Source organism: Thalassobaculum litoreum DSM 18839 (genome assembly GCF_900102465.1).
Classification (GTDB): Bacteria; Pseudomonadota; Alphaproteobacteria; order Thalassobaculales; family Thalassobaculaceae; genus Thalassobaculum; species Thalassobaculum litoreum.
Window position 1 is genome coordinate 171,901 of the sequence record NZ_FNBW01000007.1, and the last position, 17,931, is coordinate 189,831.

Below are 17,931 nucleotides of genomic sequence, written 5' to 3' on the forward strand. Positions count from 1 at the left end.
GCTACGTCAGGTGGGCGCGTCAGGCGGGGCGACGCGCACGCCGACATCGGCTGAGGCGTCGACCAGCCAGTCCCAGAGATAGGCGGCGAAGGACGGGCGGACGAACAGCCGATAGGCGTCCTCCGCCGTCTGCTCCAGAACGATCTGGGCCAGGCCGAGCAATCCCTGGGAGCACTGACCCGGCTTGAAGGCGGACGGATGCAGGTCCTGGGGCCAGCCCTTGGCCAGCACCCAGCGGGCGGCATGGCCGGAGAGCTCGATCACCGCGTAGTTGTCCGAGAGATCGACCACCGCATGGTGAACGCGCGACATCGCCTCTTCCAGCCGGGCACACAGGGCCGGGCTGTCCCCGTCCTCGGAGACCGCCAGCCACTCGTCCGGGCCCAGCCACAGCAGGGACAGGCCCTCGGTGCAGGCTGCGGTGTTCGGCGCGGTCGGCAAGGCGACGCCCAGCACGGTCTCCACATGCCCGGCGAAGGCCTTCTCGGCATCGCCGCGCAGGTTGATCAGGCTCAGGCCCGCGACCTCGCGCAGGACCACGCCCGCATGGTGCGGTCCGCCGACGGGACCGATATGGCCGGAAAGCGGGCTGAAAGCCTGGGGTGCGGTATCAGCCATCTCGGCGGCTCCCCTCGAGATCGAAGAACACGGGATCGGTCACGGTGACCTTGATCGTCTTGCCGGCCAGCGGCACCGACAGGGTGTCGCCCTTGCGGCCGTGCCCGCCCTTGACCAGGGCCATGGCGATGGAGCGGCCGCAATTGGCGGAATAGTAAGACGAGGTGACGTGGCCGAGCATAACCATCGGCGGCTGCGGCTTCACCTCCTCCACGATCTGCGCGCCCTCCGGAAGGACCTCGTTCGGGTTCTCGGTCAGCAGGCCGACGAGCTGCTTGCGGTCGGGCAGCATAAGGTCGGGCCGGAACAGGCCGCGCTTGCCGATGAAGTCGGTCTTGGTCTTCGACACGATCCAGTCCATGGCGAGATCGAAGGGCGTGACCGACCCGTCCGTCTCCTGGCCGACGATGATGAAGCCGCGTTCGGCGCGCAGCACGTGCATCGCTTCGGTGCCGTAGGGGGTGATGCCGTGCTTCTCGCCCGCCGCCATCAGGGCCTCCCACAGCGCCATGCCGTAGCGCCGGGGCACGTTGATCTCGAAGGACAGCTCGCCGGTGAAGGAAATCCGGTAGACCCGGGCCGGGATGCCGGCGACGGTGCCTTCCTTCATCGCCATGAACGGAAAGGCGTCGTTCGACAGGTCGATGTCGTCGCACAGCTCGGCCAGCAGCTCGCGGCACTTGGCGCCGCAGATGGACGCGACCGACCACTGCTCGGTCACCGAGGTGAGGTAGACCTCCAGGTCCGGCCATTCGGTCTGAAGGTGCTCTTCCAGATGGGAGAGCACGCGCGCCGCGCCGCCGGTGGTGGTGGTCATGTGGAAACGGTCGTCGGCGAGCCGGGTGGTCACGCCGTCGTCGATGACGAAGCCGGCATCGTTCAGCATCAGCCCGTAGCGGCACTTGCCGATCCCGAGCTTCAGCCAGGCGTTGGTGTAGACCCGGTTGAGGAACTCGGCCGAATCCTTGCCGCGCACATCGATCTTGCCGAGGGTCGAGGCGTCCAGGATGCCGACGGCGTTGCGGGCCGCCATGCACTCCCGGTCGACCGCCTGCCGCATGGTCTCGCCGGCTTTGGGGTAGTACCAGGGCCGCATCCACTGGCCGACATGCTCGAACTTCGCCCCGTGCGCCTTGTGCCAGGGATCGGCCGCCGTGGTGCGCACCGGGTCGAACAGTTTGCCGATGTTGCGACCGCCATAGGCACCGATGGTGGTCGGCGTGTAGGGCGGGCGGAAAGTCGTGGTACCGACCGCCGGAATGTCGGTGCCGAGCGTGGCGGCGACGATCGCGAGCGCGTTGACGTTCGACGTCTTGCCCTGGTCGGTGCCCATGCCGGTGGTGGTGTAGCGCTTCACATGCTCGATCGAGCGATAGCCCTCGCGCGCCGCCAGGTTCAGATCGGCGGCGGTGACGTCGTTCTGGAAGTCGACGAAGTGCTTGCCCTTGTGGCCGACCGGCTTGTCGGAGGGCAGGACCCAGACAGTCCGGTGTTCGCCCATGCCAGGCTCGTCCACTTTCGGGGCGGCTGGCTGGCGGGCGGTGCTACCGGTCGCGCGGGCGGCGTCCAGTCCGGCCTTGATACCGTCCTTGACCGCCTGGGCGATGGTCATCGTCCCGGCGCATCCGCCGACCGAGGCCTGCGGGGCGTGCTTCGGGTCATGCACGGTGGCGGGCACGAAGGCGTCGAGCTCGGCGTCCCAGCGCAGCTTGCCGCGGCTCTGGCTGAACAGGTGGACGGTCGGGTTGAACCCGCCGCACATGGCGACGAGGTCGCAGCCGATCCGCCGGGTGACCTTGGCGAGGCCGGAGCCGTCGGTCGTCATCTCGGCGACGTCCACGCCCTCGACCCGGTGCCCGCCATGGGCGCCGGCGACCGAATGGCCGGCCAGGATGTCGATGCCCTTCTCGCGGGCCGCGTCCACCAGCGGACCGGAAGGCTCGGGGCGAAGATCGACGATGGCGGCCACCTGCGCCCCACGCGCGGCATAGGCCAGCGCGGTGCGGTAGCCGTCGTCATGGCCGGTCACGATCAGCGGCTTGCGCCCGGCGGTCACGCCGTAGCGCACGGCGTAGCCGCGGGCGGCGGTCGACAGCATGACCCCCGGCCGGTCGTTGTCGCGGAACACCAGCGGCCGCTCCAGCGTGCCGGCGGCGAGCACGACCTGCTTGGCCCGGATCTTCCACAGCCGCTGGCGCGGCGTGTTCGGGATCACCGCGCCGATATGGTCGGTCACCCGTTCGGCGGCCAGCAGGTAGTTGTGGTCGAGATAGGCATGCACGCAGGTGCGCGGCAGCAGGGTCACTTCCGGCATCGAGGCGAGTTCGGCCACCACCTCGGCCACCCAGTCGGGTCCGGGCTTGCCGTCGATGAACACGTCGTCCTCGGACAGCAGCGAGCCGCCGAATTCCGCCTGCTCGTCGGCCAGGACCACCCGGGCGCCGGTGCGCCCTGCCGCCAGGGCGGCGGCGAGACCGGCCGGTCCGGCGCCGACGATCAGCACGTCCGGATGGGTGTGCATGTGCTCGTAGCGGTCCGGGTCCGGACCTTCCGGCGCCTTGCCGAGACCGGCGGCGTTGCGGATCACCTCCTCGTAGGTCAGCCACATCGAGGCCGGCCACATGAAGGTCTTGTAGTAGAAGCCCGCCGGGAACAGCCGGTGCAGGGTCGAGTTCACGGCGCCGACGTCGTATTTCAGGCAGGGCCAGCGGTTCTGGCTGGACGCGTCGAGCCCGTCGAACAGTTCGATCTGGGTGGCGCGCAGGTTCGGCTCGCTGCGGTTGCCGCGGGCGAGCTGGATCAGCGCGTTCGGCTCCTCCGCCCCCAGGCCGAGGATGCCGCGCGGGCGGTGGTACTTGAAGCTGCGGCCGACCAGATGGACGTCGTTGGCCAGCAGGGCCGAGGCGAGGGTGTCGCCGGCATAGCCGGTGTAGCTCTTGCCGTCGAAACGGAAGCCGAGCGGCCTGGACCGGTCGATGCGCCCGCCGCCGAGCGTGGCATGGGGAGCGATGCGATTGGGCTGGCGGCTCACGTCAGGCGTCCTTCTTGGCGGTGAGCTGAGCGATGTCGGGCATCGGTTCGCCCGGCTTGTAGCTGGCGAAGATCTCGTGGGTGTAGGTGTCGCGGATCACGTTGAACCAGCGTCGGCAGCCGTTGGTGTGCATCCAGCGCTCGGCGAACGGCCCCTTGGTGTTGCGGCGCAGGTAGAGATAGGCCTCCCACTCCGCATCGCTGCAATCGGCGGGCACGGCGGGGCGGACCACATGGGCCTCGGCACCGTAGTGGAATTCGGCGTCGTCGCGCGGACCGCACCAGGGGCAGGGGATCAGTTGCATCTCTGTCTTCCTCCCGCTCAGTGGGCGACGCCGGCGGCACCGTGCTCGTCGACCAGGTATCCCGTGCGGAACCGGTCGAGCGAGTAGGGCGCGGCAAGCGCGTTCGGGCGGTCATGGGCGATCAGGTCGGCGAAGACATGGCCGGAGCCGGGCGTCGCCTTGAACCCGCCGGTGCCCCAGCCGCAGTTGAAGTACAGGCCCGGGACGGGCGTCTTGGAAATGATCGGCGAGGCGTCCGGGCAGGTGTCGACGATTCCGCCCCATTGCCGCAGCATCCGCAGCCGAGAGGTGATCGGGTACAGCTCCACCGTCGCTGCCATCAGGTGCTCGGGATGGTTCGGCGAGCCGCGCTGGGCATAGGAGTTGTAAGCGTCGGTCCCCGCACCCAGCACCAGCTCGCCCTTGTCGGACTGGCTGATATACATGTGCACGGCGTTCGACATGACGACCTTGTCGATCACCGGCTTGATCGGCTCCGACACCAGCGCCTGCAGCGGGCGGGCCTGGATCGGCAGCATGAAGCCCGCCATCTCCGCCAGCACGCCGGAATGGCCGGCCGGCACGCAGCCGACCTTGTTGGCGGCGATGAAGCCCCTCGTGGTCTGCACGCCGATGATCTGGCCCTCCGGCGCGCGCTCGAAGCCGGTGACCTCGCAGTTCTGGATGATATCGACGCCGAGCTCGTCGGCGGCGCGGGCATAGCCCCAGGCTACCGCGTCATGGCGGGCGGTGCCGCCGCGCTGCTGCAGGATGCCGCCCTTCACCGGGTAGCGGATGTCCGGGTCGATGCTGATGATCGGCACCAGCTTCTTGATGTCGTCCGGCAGCACCAGCTCGATATCGACGCCGTTCAGACGGATCGCCTCGTAGCGCCGGCGCATCTCGCGCCACTCATGCTCGCTGTGCGCCAGGTTGATGACGCCGCGCTGGCTGAACATGACGTTGAAGTTCAGCTCCTGGCTCATGCCTTCCCAGAGCTTCAGGGCGTGGTCGTAGAGCTTGATCGATTCGTCCCAGAGATAGCCCGACCGGATGATGGTGGTGTTGCGGCCGGTGTTGCCGCCGCCGATCCAGCCCTTCTCCAGCACCGCCACGTTGCGCACGCCGTGCAGTTTCGCGAGGTAGTAGGCCGTGGTTAGCCCATGGCCGCCGCCGCCGACGATGATGACGTCATATGCCTTCTTGGGCTCGGGCGAGCGCCAGGCCTGCTGCCAGCCCTCGTGATAGCTCAGCGCGTTCTTCGCCAGGGCGAAAATGGAATAGCGCTGCTTGGCGGTCGGCCCGCTTGTGGTCGTCCCCTGGCGTCCGGCGCTGGCGTTCATTCATCAACCCCCGAGTAAAAAGGCACTCATACACGCCGCGCTGGCCGGCGTCAGTGCGCAGAGCATCCAGGGCGCAGAGTATATCGCACGTGCAGCACGGATATGCCGGGTGCGACGGGGGACGTCGGTTTCGGGGGGATGCGGCCGGAAGTCGGGTGTCTAGAACGTGGCCCAGTCCGGCTTGTGCGGGATCACCGTCGCCTCACCGGCGGTCAGCGGGTCGCCGGAGCGCAGGGCCTCGTCCAGGCGGTTCAGGCGGATCATCGCCAGACCCATGCCGCCGCCCTCGCTGCCGCCGCCGTTATTGGCGACGACGCTGCGTACCTCGCCGGCCTCGCGGCCCCCCAGGGTGATCTCGGTGCCGGGCGCGGGCAGGGGACCGTTGATGATGATCGGCATCAGCCGGCGCTTCACCAGGCCGCGATACTTGGTGCGGGCCGTCAGTTCCTGGCCCATGTAGCAGCCCTTGTCGAAATCGACGCCGCCCAGCTCCTCGAACCCGGCTTCCAGCAGCACGGTCTTCTCCACCGCCATGTCCTTGGCACCGTCCGGCAGGCCGATGGAGACGCGGCGGCGGTCGTACGCGGCCCGGTCGGTCGGCTTCAGGCCAGCGGCTTCCAGCGCGGCCGGGCCGGCGACCTCCGGAAGCAGGACCCGCGCGCCCGCATCGGCATGGCGCGGATCGACGAAGGCCAGGCCCTCGGCGAAGCCGCTCGCCGCGCCGCGCTCGGCGGGCAGGCTGAGCGCGTCGAACGTCTCGGCGCCGAACACGGCGGCGACGATCCAGTCGCCGGACTCGATCGACATCTCGATCTTGGAGCGCAGCTTGTACAGGCGCAGCTTGCCGAAGAATTCCTCGATCCGGTCGGCGGCGGTCTCGATCAGCAGGGCTTCGCCGGTCTCGATCAGGAAGAAATCGTAGAGGAACTTGCCCTGGGCGGTCAGGAACGCGCCGTAGCCCGCGCGGTCCGGCGTGACCTTCAGGACGTCGTTGGACACCAGTCCTTGGAGGAACGAAGCCCGGTCCTCGCCTGCAATGCGGATCACGCCGCGGTCGTCGAATATGTGAAAATACGCGTTGGCCATGGGTTCCTCCGGTGCGGGAGTAGACGTAAGGCGCGCGGGGAGGGGCCGCAAGTGCGCAGCGCGTTCGCGCCATTGCCTCCGGCCCGCGGCCTCGCCAAACTCTCGTCGATTTCGACAGGAGATAAACCATGGCCCAGTCCGACAATCCGATCGCACGTCCGCGCTACACGGGCATCCCGACCTTCATGCGCGCGCCGTTCGCCGAGGACTGGAGCGAGGTGGATATCGCCATGATCGGCGTGCCCTATGACGGCGGGGTGACGAACCGGCCGGGTGCCCGCCATGGCCCGCGCGAGGTCCGCAACTCCTCCAGCCTGATGCGCCTGATCAACCAGGCGACCGGCGTGTGCCCCTACGACCTCGCCCGGGTCGCCGATATCGGCGATTGCGTGATCGAACGGCCGTTCCAATTGGAAGGCGCCCATGGCGAGATCGACCGCTACTACGAGACCGTGGTGGAAGCCGGGCTGGTCCCGCTGTCGGTCGGCGGCGACCATTCGATTTCGCTGCCGATCCTGCGGCAGATCGGCAAGGACGGGCCGGTCGGTATGATCCATATCGACGCCCACGCCGATACAGGCGACGACTATTTCGGCTCGCGCTTCCACCACGGCGCCCCGTTCCGCCGAGCGGCGGAGGAAGGCGTGCTCGACCCCAAGCGCACCATCCAGATCGGCATCCGCGGCGGCATCAACGACCGCGACCAGTGGTCGTTCAGCCATGAGAGCGGGATGCGGGTGATCTACATGCACGAGATCCCCGCCATGGGCCTCGACGCGGTGATCGCCGAGGCGCTGAAGGTCGCGGGCGACGGGCCGACCTATCTCAGCTTCGACATCGACGCCTGCGATCCGGCCTATGCCCCCGGAACGGGCACGCCGGAATTCGGCGGCTTCACGGCGGCCGAGGCCCTGCAGCTGCTGCGCGGCCTCTCCGGCGTGGATTTCATCGGCGGCGACATGGTGGAGGTCTCCCCGCCCTTCGATCCGAGCGGCAACACCGCCCTGCTGGGGGCGACCATCCTGTTCGAGCAGCTCTGCCTGCTGGCGGAGGCCTTCGCGAACCGGACGGTATAATTCGGTATGGTTGCGTAAATTATACAATTCTCTCTCTAGGCGTGCCATGAGTGTTTGGATTCGATAAGCTGCGGATCCGATACCCTGGAAGCTTGAGCGGGGACTGGTCGCCCATGTCGCGTCGCATCGCTCGGTTGGTCGCCGGCTTCAGCGCACTTCTGTGCGTGGCCGGGCCGGCATGGGCGCTTGATGCGGGGCGGATCGGCGGGGAACGGATCGGCGGACCGTCCTTGCCGGTGGAGACCGAGCCGGCGCACCGGACCGCGGCGGTCGAGAACCGCGACGCCATCGCGGTGATCATCGGCAATCGGCGCTATGCGAACGGCCTGCCCGAAGTCCTGTATGCCGAGAACGACGCCCTGGCGGCCCGCCGGCTGGCGACCGAGGTGCTCGGCTACCGCGCCGGCAACATCATCGATCTGCGCAACGCCTCCCAGGCCGAGATGCTCTCCGTCTTCGGCAACGCCGCCGACCATCGCGGCAAGCTCTGGGCCTGGGTGAAGTCGGGCGTGTCCGACGTGTTCGTCTACTACTCCGGCCACGGCGTGCCGGGACTGAGGGACAAGCGCGGCTATCTGCTGCCGGTCGATGCCGACCCGGCCACGCCGGAGATCAACGGGTATTCCCTCGATCTGCTGCTGGCCAACCTGTCGCGGCTGGAGGCGCGCTCCACGCTGGTGATGCTGGACGCCTGCTTCTCGGGCAATTCGGCCGCCGGCTGGCTGCTGCGCTCGGCCTCTCCGGTCTATATCCGCACCGAAGCCCCGGCCGATCCCACCGGATTGTCGGTGATCAGCGCGGCCCAAGGCGATCAGGTGGCGAGCTGGGACCAGGAACGGCGGCTGGGACTGTTCACCCGACACGTGATGGACGCGCTGTTCGACGGAGCGGCCGACCGGGGACGCGGGGGGAACGGCGACGGTGCGGTCACCCTGGGCGAGGTCGAGACCTATCTCGATGACGAGCTGAGCTATGCCGCCCGGCGGCTGTACCGCCGGGTGCAGAACGCCAGCGTGCTGGGCGATCCGAAGACCGTGCTGGTGCCGGATGTGCGCCGACGGGCACCGCCGGCACCGCTGGCGCAACCTGTGCTGGGGGCCTCACCGCAGAGGACGCCTCCGGCCGGGGTCCCATCCGGCCGGTATCCCGCCCTCGGGCCGTCGATCGCCGATGCCCAGCTGTTCCTGCAGACCCATTGGGACGATGTGCGCCGGACCATCGAGAGCTACTACCTGCGCCAGGGGACCGTCTGGGATCAGCGGGGCAACCCACCTCAGGTCGAGTTCGCCGAGCGCATGAAGGAGATCAGCGAGCGGCGGGTGGTCAAGGTGGCCGGCAATACCTTCGACCTGGAGATCCGCTACCGCTGGCAGGGCGGCGGAGTGTCTGACATCGCCGAGGCGGTGATGCGGATCGCCGTCGCCCCGGATGCGCTGGCGGTGGAGAAGATGTGGCGATGACCGTCCTCGCCCGGGTGATGCTGCTGCTGATCGCCTTGACCCTGCTCAGTGCGCCGGCCGTCGCGGGGGATGACTGGACGCGGTCGCTGACCGAGCCGGCGTTGCGCCTGTGGGCCCCGGTGCCGGAGGGCGCGCGGATCGCCCTGCATCCGCTCGATCCCGACGAGAGTGGCCTACCGGCGACCCTGCTGATCCGGGTCGAGCGGGCGCTCACCGCCGCGTTGCTGGACACCGCACCGGCGGCGTCGAGTGTGTTGACCCGGCGCGACCTGCCGGCGGTCTGGGAGGAGGCTGAGAGCTTCGCCGACGGGCCGCCCAGAGACCTGCTGGCGGCCGCGGCGGTGGACGCCTTGGTCGTGCTGATGGTGTCGGAGCAGAGCGACGGCGTCTCGGTGGCGTCGACCCTGATCGGCGTGCAGGACGGCGCGCTGGGGGAGGTCCTGGCGACGATGCCGCCGATCCCGCTGGCCGCGGATCTCGAACGCGCCGATGTTGTTCAGGCGCGCACCGGCGCCCGTCGGCTCGGCGTGGCGCTGGCGGAGACGCTGCGGCTGGCGGCCGATCCGGCCTCGGCGGTCGCGGCCCGGATCGAGCGCCGCGGCCGGTACAGCCCCGCCGCCGACTGGTTCGCCGCGATGGTGGCGGAACACCTGGTCCAGCGCCTGGCGACCCCGCCGCTCTACGTCGCGCGCCCCTTGAGCCGGCTTGGCGAGGCCCCGCCCGCGCGGATCGTGCGCCTGGAACTCGACCTGTGGGATCAGGGCGCGCGGGTCGACGTCCAGGCGCGGGCGGCGCTGGGTGCGGCGGAGGCGCACGGCACGGCGCGCATTGCGCTGACTTCCATTCCGAACGGCTTTCTGCCGCTGACCCGCGATGGTGGGCGGGTCGGGCAGGGGCTGTACCGGGCGGTCGGCGCCTATTTGCCGGCGCAGCGCACCGATCCGCGCGAGGTCCGGTTCGCCGCCCGCGTGCTCGCCCGGGCGGCGCTGGTCGAGGATGGGCTCGGGACCGGCGGGGGCCGCCAGACCGGCGGAACCGCCCAGGACGTCGCCGCGGCCATGCGCAGCATCGAGCGGGGCGTGCCCCATGAGGAGATCTGGCGCGACCGCTCGGCGGCGGGCGCGGAGGTCCAGGAACTGGCCGGCCGTGTGGCCCGCGTCGGCGGCGGCGACGCGCCACTTCTGGACGCGACGGTCGACGGGGCGCTCTATCGGCCGGGCGAGCCGCTGCGGGCCCGTGTGATGGTGCGCGGCGGTCGGGCCTACATTGCCGCCTATGCCTGGCAGGCCGACGACACGGTGGTTCGGATCGCCCCGCAAGGCCGCGGGGCCAGGCTGCTGGAGGCGGAAAGGCGGGCCGATCTGCCCGGTCCGGACGATGCCCAGGTCACCGCAGCGCCCCTGCCGGGATCACAGGAAACGGTCGAGGCGCTTCTCGTGGTGGCCAGCGCCGTGCCTTTCGCCGCGGATGCGCTGGCGCCGGCGGCCGGGCCGACGCCGGAGGGCAGCCTGGATATTGCGGTGCAGATGAGCGCGTTTCTCGATGCCCTCGCTGCGCTGGATCTGAGCCGGGTCAGCCTGGCGGTGCTGCCCTATCGCACCCGGTCCGGCGAGTGAGTGTCGGGGGAGCGGCACGCCGATGTGACGAAAACCGCCCTCGGCCTTCCATGGCTCCATCGAGAGCCGCGCCCCGTCCGCTGGATGGGCCAGGGAGGCCGGGAGGGCGATGCGATGAGGAAGGTGGTGGCGATGGTCAGCCGGGCGGTGGCACTGGTATTCGCGAGCGGCATGCTGATCTCCTGCGCCTCCGCGGCGACCCGCGGCCATGCCCAGGAACCCGGACGCTCGCATGCAAGCGGGCCGGTGACGGTCCTGGTTGTCGGGGAAGACGGCCACGAGAACCTGGTTCCGCGCTCCGATCCTGCGTTCCGCCGGGTGGTTTCCGAGCTGCAGGCGGCGCTGGACCGCCGCGGGTTCCGGGTGGTCGACGAGGAGGCGATCGCCGCCGATCTCGGCTGGGCGGCGCGGCCCTACCGCAACAAGGTGGATGTGCTGGAAGCGGCCAAGCTGGCCGATGGCGCCGACCGCGCCTCCGCGCGGGTGCAGGCCGCCGTCCTGTTCCGGATCGAGAGCACCTATCGCGACCTCCGCTACGCCACGCGGATCGACCTCCATCTGTCCGGCGAGGTCTTCGATACCCGAAGCAACCGCTTCCTGGGAGCCTTCGATCTGCCGACCGAGACGGTGACCACCACCGGCCGCTGTCTCACCGCCGCCTGCGCCTCGGATGCGGTCGGTACCAGGGCCCGCGATCTGGCGAGCGAACTGGGGGCGGTGTTGGCCCGCAAGCTCGCGGCCCTGGCGCCCCCGGAAGAGACCGTGACGGCGGGGGGGCGGGCGTTGGAAACGGTCTACACCGTGACCTTGCGCAATCTCTCGACGGAAGACGCTCTGTCCATCATCGGCGTCATGTCGGACGGGTTCCCGGGATTTCGCAGCTACGGCCTGCTGCGCAGCGGGACGGCGTTGCGGCGCTACGAATACGTGACCACGGCGAGCGCCCGCGAGGTCGAGCGCTGGCTGACCCTGCTGCTGGTCGATATGGGCCTCGACCCGCAGCGCGAGACCGTGCTGAGCGTGCGCGGCGGCGACATCCGGATCGAGCGGGTGCTGCCCGCCCCTGCCGCCGGCCCGGACTGACGGAACCCGGTCTGCGGCCTGGCCAAAAATCGCCCTGGCAGAAATCGCCCTGTCCGATAACCGCCCTGGCCGTTCCATGGACCGGAATGACCGATCGAAGGGGCCCCCGTGGACGACAGAGCTGTCAGCGATGCCATGACCGAGATCGGCCTTGCGCTGGCCATGGCCTTCTTCTGCCTGCTCGTCCTGGTGCTGATCTCTGTCGGTCCTCCGGACGGCGCGCCGGTCGCTGGCCCCGAAGCGCCGCGTCTGCAGACCGCTGCTCGGTGGGAGGGCCAGGGGCGTCCGGTGGGCGCGGACGAGCGGCTGGTGCTGTTCCACGGTGGCCGGTTCCTCGACCGCAAGGGGGGCGCCGTCGATCCGGCCGCGGTTGCGGGGGCGGTGGTACTCGCCGTCGATCCCGGGCTGCCGCTCGAGCGGGTTCTTGCGGCCCGGGCCCAATTCGCGGGCGGGGTTGTCGTCACGCCCCTCGATGCCGACTGGCTGAACCATCTGTCACGGGGAGTGTCGAAATGAAGTCCATCGTTCTTGTACTGGCGGTGTGTGCCGTTGTGGCAATCGGCACTGCGCCGGCGGCAGCCCGCAGCGAGGCCGCATCCCGCGAGGAGGTGCAGCGCATGGTGGTGCAGGAGGCGCAGCGCAGCGCGCGAGTGCCGGCCTCCCTGGCGCTCGCGGTGGCGGAGGCGGAATCCGATTTCGTCGCCGACGCGGTCAGTTCCGCCGGCGCGCGCGGCGTCATGCAGATCATGCCGGCCACCGCCCGTGGAGAGTTCGGCGTGGCGGCCGATGACCTGTGGAACCCGCGTCTGAACATACAGCTCGGCGTGGCCTTCCTGCAGTCGCTGATCGAGCGGTACGACGGCCGCTGGGACCTTGCCCTGTCCCACTACAATGGCGGCTCCCGCGTGGGGAGCGGGCGGGCCGCCCGGGTGATCCCGGCGACCCGCGCCTATGTCGACAAGGTGCTGGCCGCCGAGCGGCGCTATGCCCGCGACGCCACGGCGATCGCACTGGCCGACCGCGTCGCCGAGGCCAATGCCGGCCTGGAGAGACGCGCGACGCGGCAGGCGGAGGCGGCGCGCATCGAGCGACCGGACGCGGACCGCTCCGACCTGCGCCGGCGTTTCATGGTCCTTGCGGACGCGGCTCTCGCGGCGGCCGGCGGGCGCGACCGGCAGCGCGGCGATGCCATCGGCGCCGGGGCGTTGCTGGACCGGATCGCCGACCGCAAGGCCCGATTCCGCGTTCTGCTGGGCGATGGTTGAGAAAATTGGCGGGCCTGATGCCAATGCGTGCAATGTCCGATGGTCTTGATTACAGTTCCAGTCCCGGCTCCCGCCCAAGCTGTGTTCAGGACCCCGGAATGGACGGCATCTCCACCGAACGCGCGTTGCTCGCAGGCTCGATCAGCCCGGCGCTTGAGGCGGCCTTCCGGACCGTCGCCGACGCCGATCTGGGAGGCGGTCCGAAATACGCGCCGACCGTGATGCGCGCCCTGTCCCGCACGGTCGCCGCCCGCGCCTACGGCAAGCCGATGCTGGAGCTCTGCCATCTGCTGCGGGTGGCCGACGCGGTGGGGGGGCGGCACGGCTGGCCGGCGCTGTTCTTCGGGGTGCAGGTCGCCCGCGGCCCGGCGTTTCGGGCGCTGATTCAGGAAGGTGGCCGGCACTGTGACGCTTTCGATCAGGACTTCCGGCTGGAGAGCAACGGTGTCACGATCGCTTATCCCGACGCGCCTTTCACCGTGAGCTATGGGCGGATGGGCTTTCTGGCCGCCCTGCTGGAACTCATGGTCACCGCCCTTGGCTACCGGGCGGTCGATGCTGAGATCCGTGCCTGGCTCGACGCCCCCTTCGAGGCCCAGCGCGCCGCCACCCACGCCAACGCCCTGTCGCGGCTGTTCTATGACCATCTCAGGGAGCACCTTTCCACCGCGCAGAGCCTGCGGGTCTTCGCCCGGCTGATCGCGTTTCTGGAAGCGAGCCGCGGATCCGGCTTCGGCATCGACGACCTCGATGACCGCGCGGTGATGGACTACTGGTACGGAACGGTCACCGCCGGCGACGACGAGGCGACGGAGCTGCGGGGCTTCCGCATGGTGACCGAACGGGTCGGCATGCTGCGAACCGCCCTACAGGCCGCTTTCGAGCGCCACGCCATCGACACCGCCCGGTCGGTCGGCCCCGACCGTGAGGCTGGGGAGGCCGATCCCGGCACGGTGCTGGCGCTGCTGGAGGTGCATGACGAGGAAGCCGACGAGCTCCGCGCGCTGCAGAGCGAGCCGGCGGCGGCGGTCAAGTTCCTGACCCGACGGGAGGTCGGCGAGCTCGACCTGATCGCCCGGCTCGGATCCCATGCCGGGGTGCTGGCGGTGTCGGTCCTGCGTGCGGCGACCTTCGGCGCGGTCCAGTCCCGCCTTAGTCAGGCGCTGCGCCGCCACGCGCCGCAGGCCGAGGTGACCGGCCTGATCGACCTGCGGGAGTGCGAATCCTACGACCAGCGGCTCGGCCAGTGGCGCGGCCTGGAGGGGCGGCTCGAACGCATGGCCCTGGCCGCCCTCGCGGTCCTGGTGGAGGCGGATCGGGCGGAAGCGGCGCTGGAGGTGCTGGCCCGGCTACCGGCGGCCGACCTGAGCGGCCTGCGCGACCGGCTGCCCAGCGAGGCGGACGGATCGAATGTCATCGCGTTGCGGCCCGGCGGTGTGGTCGGCATGGTGGCCGCCCTGGCCGACCCAAAGGTCGTCGGCCCGGAGGTCGCCGGTCTGATCGGCGATGCCCGCAAGGCGCTGCGCGGCGTCGGGCGGTCCGGCTTCGGCCCCGAGGACCGACGGTCGGCCACGGCGGTGAACGGCATGGCGGCCGGTGCGCCCCTGGTGCGTCGTCTGCTGGTGCGGCTGCAGCATGTCCGTACCGCCGCCGAAGGCCGGCTGTCCGACGACACGTTCGCGCAGGATACGGTCCGGTTCCGCACCGGCTTCCGGGCGCTCTACGGCGGTACCGCATGACCGACCGGTGGCGGGATCTGGAGGACGACGGGCGCCGGACGGCCGAGACGATCTTCTCGGCCCTGGATGTGGCGCGGGGCCTGACGGATTGCCGTGCTCCGTCCCGGCCGTCGGTCTCGGCCATCTGGTCGGCTCTGGCGACCGGCCGCGCCCTGCCGGGCGGGATCGTGCCCGACGCTGATCTGGACGCCCTGCTGGCCGATGCGGCCTCCGTGGCCTTCCCCCGGCAGGCGGCGGCGGCAACCCCGCAAGACGGCATCGACCGCCACGCCGACGGCGCCCGTCTACGGGTCGTCCCGTCCCTGGGCGCGCCCGGCCAGAGCTATCTCGCCATATCCTTCGACGACCCCACGGCGACGGCGTCGCGCCTGATCGCGGTCGGCGACGGGGCGGAACCGCTGGTATTCGCCCTGCCGCCGCCGGTCGACGGCATGGTCCAGATACTCGTCGACAACTCGGATCCGATCCTGGTCGCTTTGGCGGATGCGGATGCCCGGCTCTACCTCGTGTGACCGTTGGACGGCGCCGGTCGCGCGCCGACCCGGTACGCGCCTGGCGCGGAGTCCGGGGACATGAGTGGACGTCTGCGGGTGGTCATCGCAACCACCGCCGGGCCGAGCACGGTCCGCCGGATCACCGCGGAGGATCCGGCGCTCCGCTCGGTGGTCTGCCTCGCCGGCACCGCCACCGCCCTGCCGATCTCCGGCGACTACGACGCCTTCGTGCGGCGGCCGACCGGCGTGGTCGAACGTGATACCGGCCAGCGGGTGTACCGGGTGGATGTGGACCGCCCCATCGACGACGGACGGAGCTGGCAGCTCGGGTTCTATCTTGCCCACCAGCTGAAGCTGGCGGACCGGCTGGCCGAGGACGATGCGCCGGCCGAGGGCATCGTCTGGGCGACCGGCACGGTGGATTCCGACCTCAAGGTTGGGCCGGTGGCGCGTGTGGTGGACAAGGCGCGCCGCTCGGCGGCACTCCTGGCCACCGGCCCGCCCGTGCTCGCCGTTGCCGCGGTCGAGCACGCCGACGATCTGCCGGCCGGGGCCGCGCCGCTGGCGGTGCGGTCGGTCGACGAGGCGCTGGCCCATCTCGGCCTCGTCGCACCGGTGGTCCGGGGCCCGGTGGACTGGGACCCGGTTGACTGGGGCCCGGTGGATTGGGGCAGGGCGGGACGCGGTGGCGGGGTCCTCGGCGTCTCGCTGCTGCTTGGGGGCGCCGCCATCGTCTGGGGGCTCTGGCAGACCCCGCGGTCGCAGCCGGCGACCGAGATGCCACCAGCCGCCGGACAACTGGCAGCCGGGCAGCCGGCGGCGCCGTCGGCCGGGAGCGTGCCGGTTTTCGCGCCCGCCCGGGTCTCCTTCGACGTGCTCGAGTCCCGGCCGGTCGGCGACGCCTGCGGACCGGCGGACGTGGCCGATCCGGGGCCGCAGGGTCCGCGCGAGGTCTGCGCGGTGGCGTTCCGTGCGACCAATGCCGGTGAGCGGCCGGTGCGGATCTGGCTCTATGGCGCGGTCCAGGGCGGGGTGCGGGAATACGCCTCGCGCCGCCGCCATACGGAGCTGGCCGTGGGAATCCTCGCGCCGGGCGAGGCCGCCGAAGTTCGGGTGCAGCCGCCCGACTGGGTGCGTCGGAGCATCGACGTGCGCGGCCTGCTCGTCCTCGCCGACGGCGACCGTCCCCAGGTCGCCCAGGCGTTCGGCGCCATCGACCTGCTGTCCAGCGCCGAAATCGATGCGCTGGTCGACGGATTGCACGATCAGGATGTGGAGGTGCGCGAGATTCTTCACCGGGTGATCCCAGCGCGCTGAAATCCGGCTCTGGCCCGTCCATGGCTCCGGTGACGAGACCGTTCGCCGGAGGTGCCAGACATGGGCAGCACCCGACACCGTTCGATCCTGACCGCAGCGTCTTCGGCGCTCGGCCTGGCGGCCCTGCTCGCCGCCTGTGTCGCTCCGCCTCCCGTAGCGCCGGAAGGGATCGGCTATCGCCAGGCCCGGTTCGCCGAGGTCGAGGCGATGCGCGCCTACCGGACCTGCCGCGACGAGGGCCTGGCCCTGGACCGTCAGGCGCGGGCGGCGGCAGAGGCCGCCCGCTATCTCGCGGTCGCCCGCACCCTTGAGCGCTGCGAAGCCGATCTGGGACCCGATGCCGCCCACCTGGATCTGGAGGACCGGATGCGGGTTTACGCGGTGGCGGTGCAGAGCCGGATGAAGGGCGGCGACGTCGCCGGCGCCCGGGAGGGGTTGGAGCGCTTCGCCGACGCCTTTGCGGGCCGCGACCTGTTCTTCGACGACGGGACGTCCTTCATCGACACTATGGGCCTGATCCTGAAAGCGCATCCGGCAGGGGTCAGGGCGGGGGCCGGGGTGAATGTACCGCGCCGGCTGGCCGACGAACTCGCCCGGATCGACCGGTGGGGCCGATGATGGCGGTACGCGACAACTGCGGTCGGGCGATTTCGGCGCTGTTGCGTCTCGCGATGCTCGTTGGAGTCCTGGGTGGAATGCCGATGGGGGCGGCCTGGGCGGAGGAGTTGCCGAGCTGGACGCCGGTGGCGAGCGAGCAGCTGGTCCGTCTTCCGATCGGCTATCTGGAGAAGGCGGTGGACCGGGATTTCCGGGACTCCTCGCTGGCGGACGCCCTGCAGGACAAGGCGGCGGCGATCGAGGGGACGGCGGCGTCTCTCGGCGCGATGCAGGCGGCGGCCGCAACGGCGCGCGGTGCCCTTCGGGACGAGAAGCGCCATGCGTTTCTGCGCGCCAAGCAGGACTACGTATCCCTCCTGGGGGCGCGTCATGATCTGGAACGCCAGCAGGTCGAGACCCGGCTGGCTCTGTACCGGCGGCTGTTGGCCCGGATCGAGCGGACCGGCGATCCGGGCGGACCGCAAGCGCCGGCGGCGTTGGCCGGGCAGCGCGCGGCGGCAATGGAGCGTTTCGCGGCGTCGCAGGCGTCGGTCGACATGAAGCTGTTCGCCTCCGCCACGGCGCAGGAAAGCCGGTACGGCCGTGAATACCGCAGACAGGCGGCCGCCATCGCCGATCTGGCGCGGGCGATCGACGCCCACCCGATGAACGCCGCGCCGCAGATCGACGGGCGGGCGATCGGCAAGCCGGACTATCTCGCGCATCTGGTGGCCGAGGCCGAGACCGACCTGGCGCTGCTCGACCAGAAGGACCTGATGCTGTCCTACATGGCCAAGCTCGTCGCCCTCGACGCCATGGCTCTGGCGGACGAGGTGGATGCCCGATCGCGGGACACGGCCGGGCGCCCCGAGCTGCGCGATGTGAGCGCGGCCGTCGATTTCTTCATAGCCCCGAACTGACGT

16 protein-coding genes are annotated in these 17,931 nt (G+C 70.5%); 11 read left to right on the forward strand and 5 right to left on the reverse strand.

Features of this window, described 5'->3' with window-relative positions; all coding sequences use genetic code 11:
- Nucleotides 1–6: 6 nt before the first annotated feature.
- The 5 genes from BLS34_RS12950 to ygfZ all read right to left on the reverse strand — a co-directional run bounded on the left by BLS34_RS12950 (nucleotide 7) and on the right by ygfZ (nucleotide 6,361).
- Nucleotides 7–618: a sarcosine oxidase subunit gamma gene (locus BLS34_RS12950; RefSeq protein WP_093150871.1), complete on the reverse strand. Its 612-nt coding sequence runs from the start codon at nucleotides 616–618 to the stop codon at nucleotides 7–9.
- Nucleotides 611–3,649, reverse strand: a complete 3,039-nt coding sequence (locus tag BLS34_RS12955) for a sarcosine oxidase subunit alpha family protein (RefSeq protein ID WP_245701972.1) — start codon at nucleotides 3,647–3,649, stop codon at nucleotides 611–613. Before BLS34_RS12955 ends, BLS34_RS12950 begins: the two co-directional genes overlap by 8 nt.
- 1 nt (nucleotide 3,650) lies before the next feature.
- A complete protein-coding gene (locus BLS34_RS12960; protein WP_028794098.1) occupies nucleotides 3,651–3,953 on the reverse strand; it encodes a sarcosine oxidase subunit delta in 303 nt (100 codons plus the stop codon).
- A gap of 17 nt (nucleotides 3,954–3,970) precedes the next feature.
- Nucleotides 3,971–5,275, reverse strand: coding sequence for a sarcosine oxidase subunit beta family protein (locus BLS34_RS12965; protein ID WP_093150872.1), 1,305 nt, complete (start codon nucleotides 5,273–5,275; stop codon nucleotides 3,971–3,973).
- 159 nt (nucleotides 5,276–5,434) lie between these two features.
- A complete protein-coding gene (gene ygfZ, locus BLS34_RS12970; RefSeq protein ID WP_093150875.1) occupies nucleotides 5,435–6,361 on the reverse strand; it encodes a CAF17-like 4Fe-4S cluster assembly/insertion protein YgfZ in 927 nt (308 codons plus the stop codon).
- Nucleotides 6,362–6,489: 128 nt separating this feature from the next.
- On the opposite strand from ygfZ, the gene speB reads away from it, so the two are divergent.
- From speB to BLS34_RS13015, 11 genes are all read left to right on the forward strand, one after another.
- The gene (gene speB / locus BLS34_RS12975; protein WP_028794101.1) at nucleotides 6,490–7,437 is read left to right on the forward strand and encodes an agmatinase; all 948 of its coding nucleotides are present in this window, start codon (nucleotides 6,490–6,492) and stop codon (nucleotides 7,435–7,437) included.
- 113 nt (nucleotides 7,438–7,550) lie between these two features.
- The gene (locus BLS34_RS12980) at nucleotides 7,551–8,897 is read left to right on the forward strand and encodes a caspase family protein (protein WP_093150876.1); all 1,347 of its coding nucleotides are present in this window, start codon (nucleotides 7,551–7,553) and stop codon (nucleotides 8,895–8,897) included.
- Entirely contained in the window at nucleotides 8,894–10,513 is a 1,620-nt protein-coding gene (locus BLS34_RS12985; protein ID WP_139189302.1) for a DUF4384 domain-containing protein, read from the forward strand. The genes BLS34_RS12980 and BLS34_RS12985 overlap by 4 nt, the downstream gene beginning before the upstream one ends.
- Before the next feature lie 114 nt (nucleotides 10,514–10,627).
- Entirely contained in the window at nucleotides 10,628–11,596 is a 969-nt protein-coding gene (locus BLS34_RS25905; RefSeq protein ID WP_175474213.1) for a hypothetical protein, read from the forward strand.
- 108 nt (nucleotides 11,597–11,704) lie between these two features.
- Nucleotides 11,705–12,112, forward strand: coding sequence for a hypothetical protein (locus BLS34_RS25910; RefSeq protein WP_175474214.1), 408 nt, complete (start codon nucleotides 11,705–11,707; stop codon nucleotides 12,110–12,112).
- Nucleotides 12,109–12,861 (forward strand): lytic transglycosylase domain-containing protein, encoded by a 753-nt coding sequence (locus tag BLS34_RS25915; RefSeq protein WP_175474215.1) that lies wholly within the window; start codon nucleotides 12,109–12,111, stop codon nucleotides 12,859–12,861. The genes BLS34_RS25910 and BLS34_RS25915 overlap by 4 nt, the downstream gene beginning before the upstream one ends.
- A 98-nt stretch (nucleotides 12,862–12,959) precedes the next feature.
- On the forward strand, nucleotides 12,960–14,600 hold the full coding sequence (locus BLS34_RS12995; protein WP_093150881.1) for a hypothetical protein: 1,641 nt from the start codon (nucleotides 12,960–12,962) through the stop codon (nucleotides 14,598–14,600).
- Entirely contained in the window at nucleotides 14,597–15,112 is a 516-nt protein-coding gene (locus tag BLS34_RS13000) for a hypothetical protein (RefSeq protein ID WP_093150883.1), read from the forward strand. Before BLS34_RS12995 ends, BLS34_RS13000 begins: the two co-directional genes overlap by 4 nt.
- A gap of 60 nt (nucleotides 15,113–15,172) precedes the next feature.
- Nucleotides 15,173–16,411: a hypothetical protein gene (locus BLS34_RS13005; RefSeq protein ID WP_093150885.1), complete on the forward strand. Its 1,239-nt coding sequence runs from the start codon at nucleotides 15,173–15,175 to the stop codon at nucleotides 16,409–16,411.
- A gap of 60 nt (nucleotides 16,412–16,471) precedes the next feature.
- A complete protein-coding gene (locus tag BLS34_RS13010; RefSeq protein ID WP_093150886.1) occupies nucleotides 16,472–17,029 on the forward strand; it encodes a hypothetical protein in 558 nt (185 codons plus the stop codon).
- On the forward strand, nucleotides 17,029–17,928 hold the full coding sequence (locus BLS34_RS13015; RefSeq protein ID WP_139189304.1) for a hypothetical protein: 900 nt from the start codon (nucleotides 17,029–17,031) through the stop codon (nucleotides 17,926–17,928). The genes BLS34_RS13010 and BLS34_RS13015 overlap by 1 nt, the downstream gene beginning before the upstream one ends.
- Nucleotides 17,929–17,931: the final 3 nt, after the last annotated feature.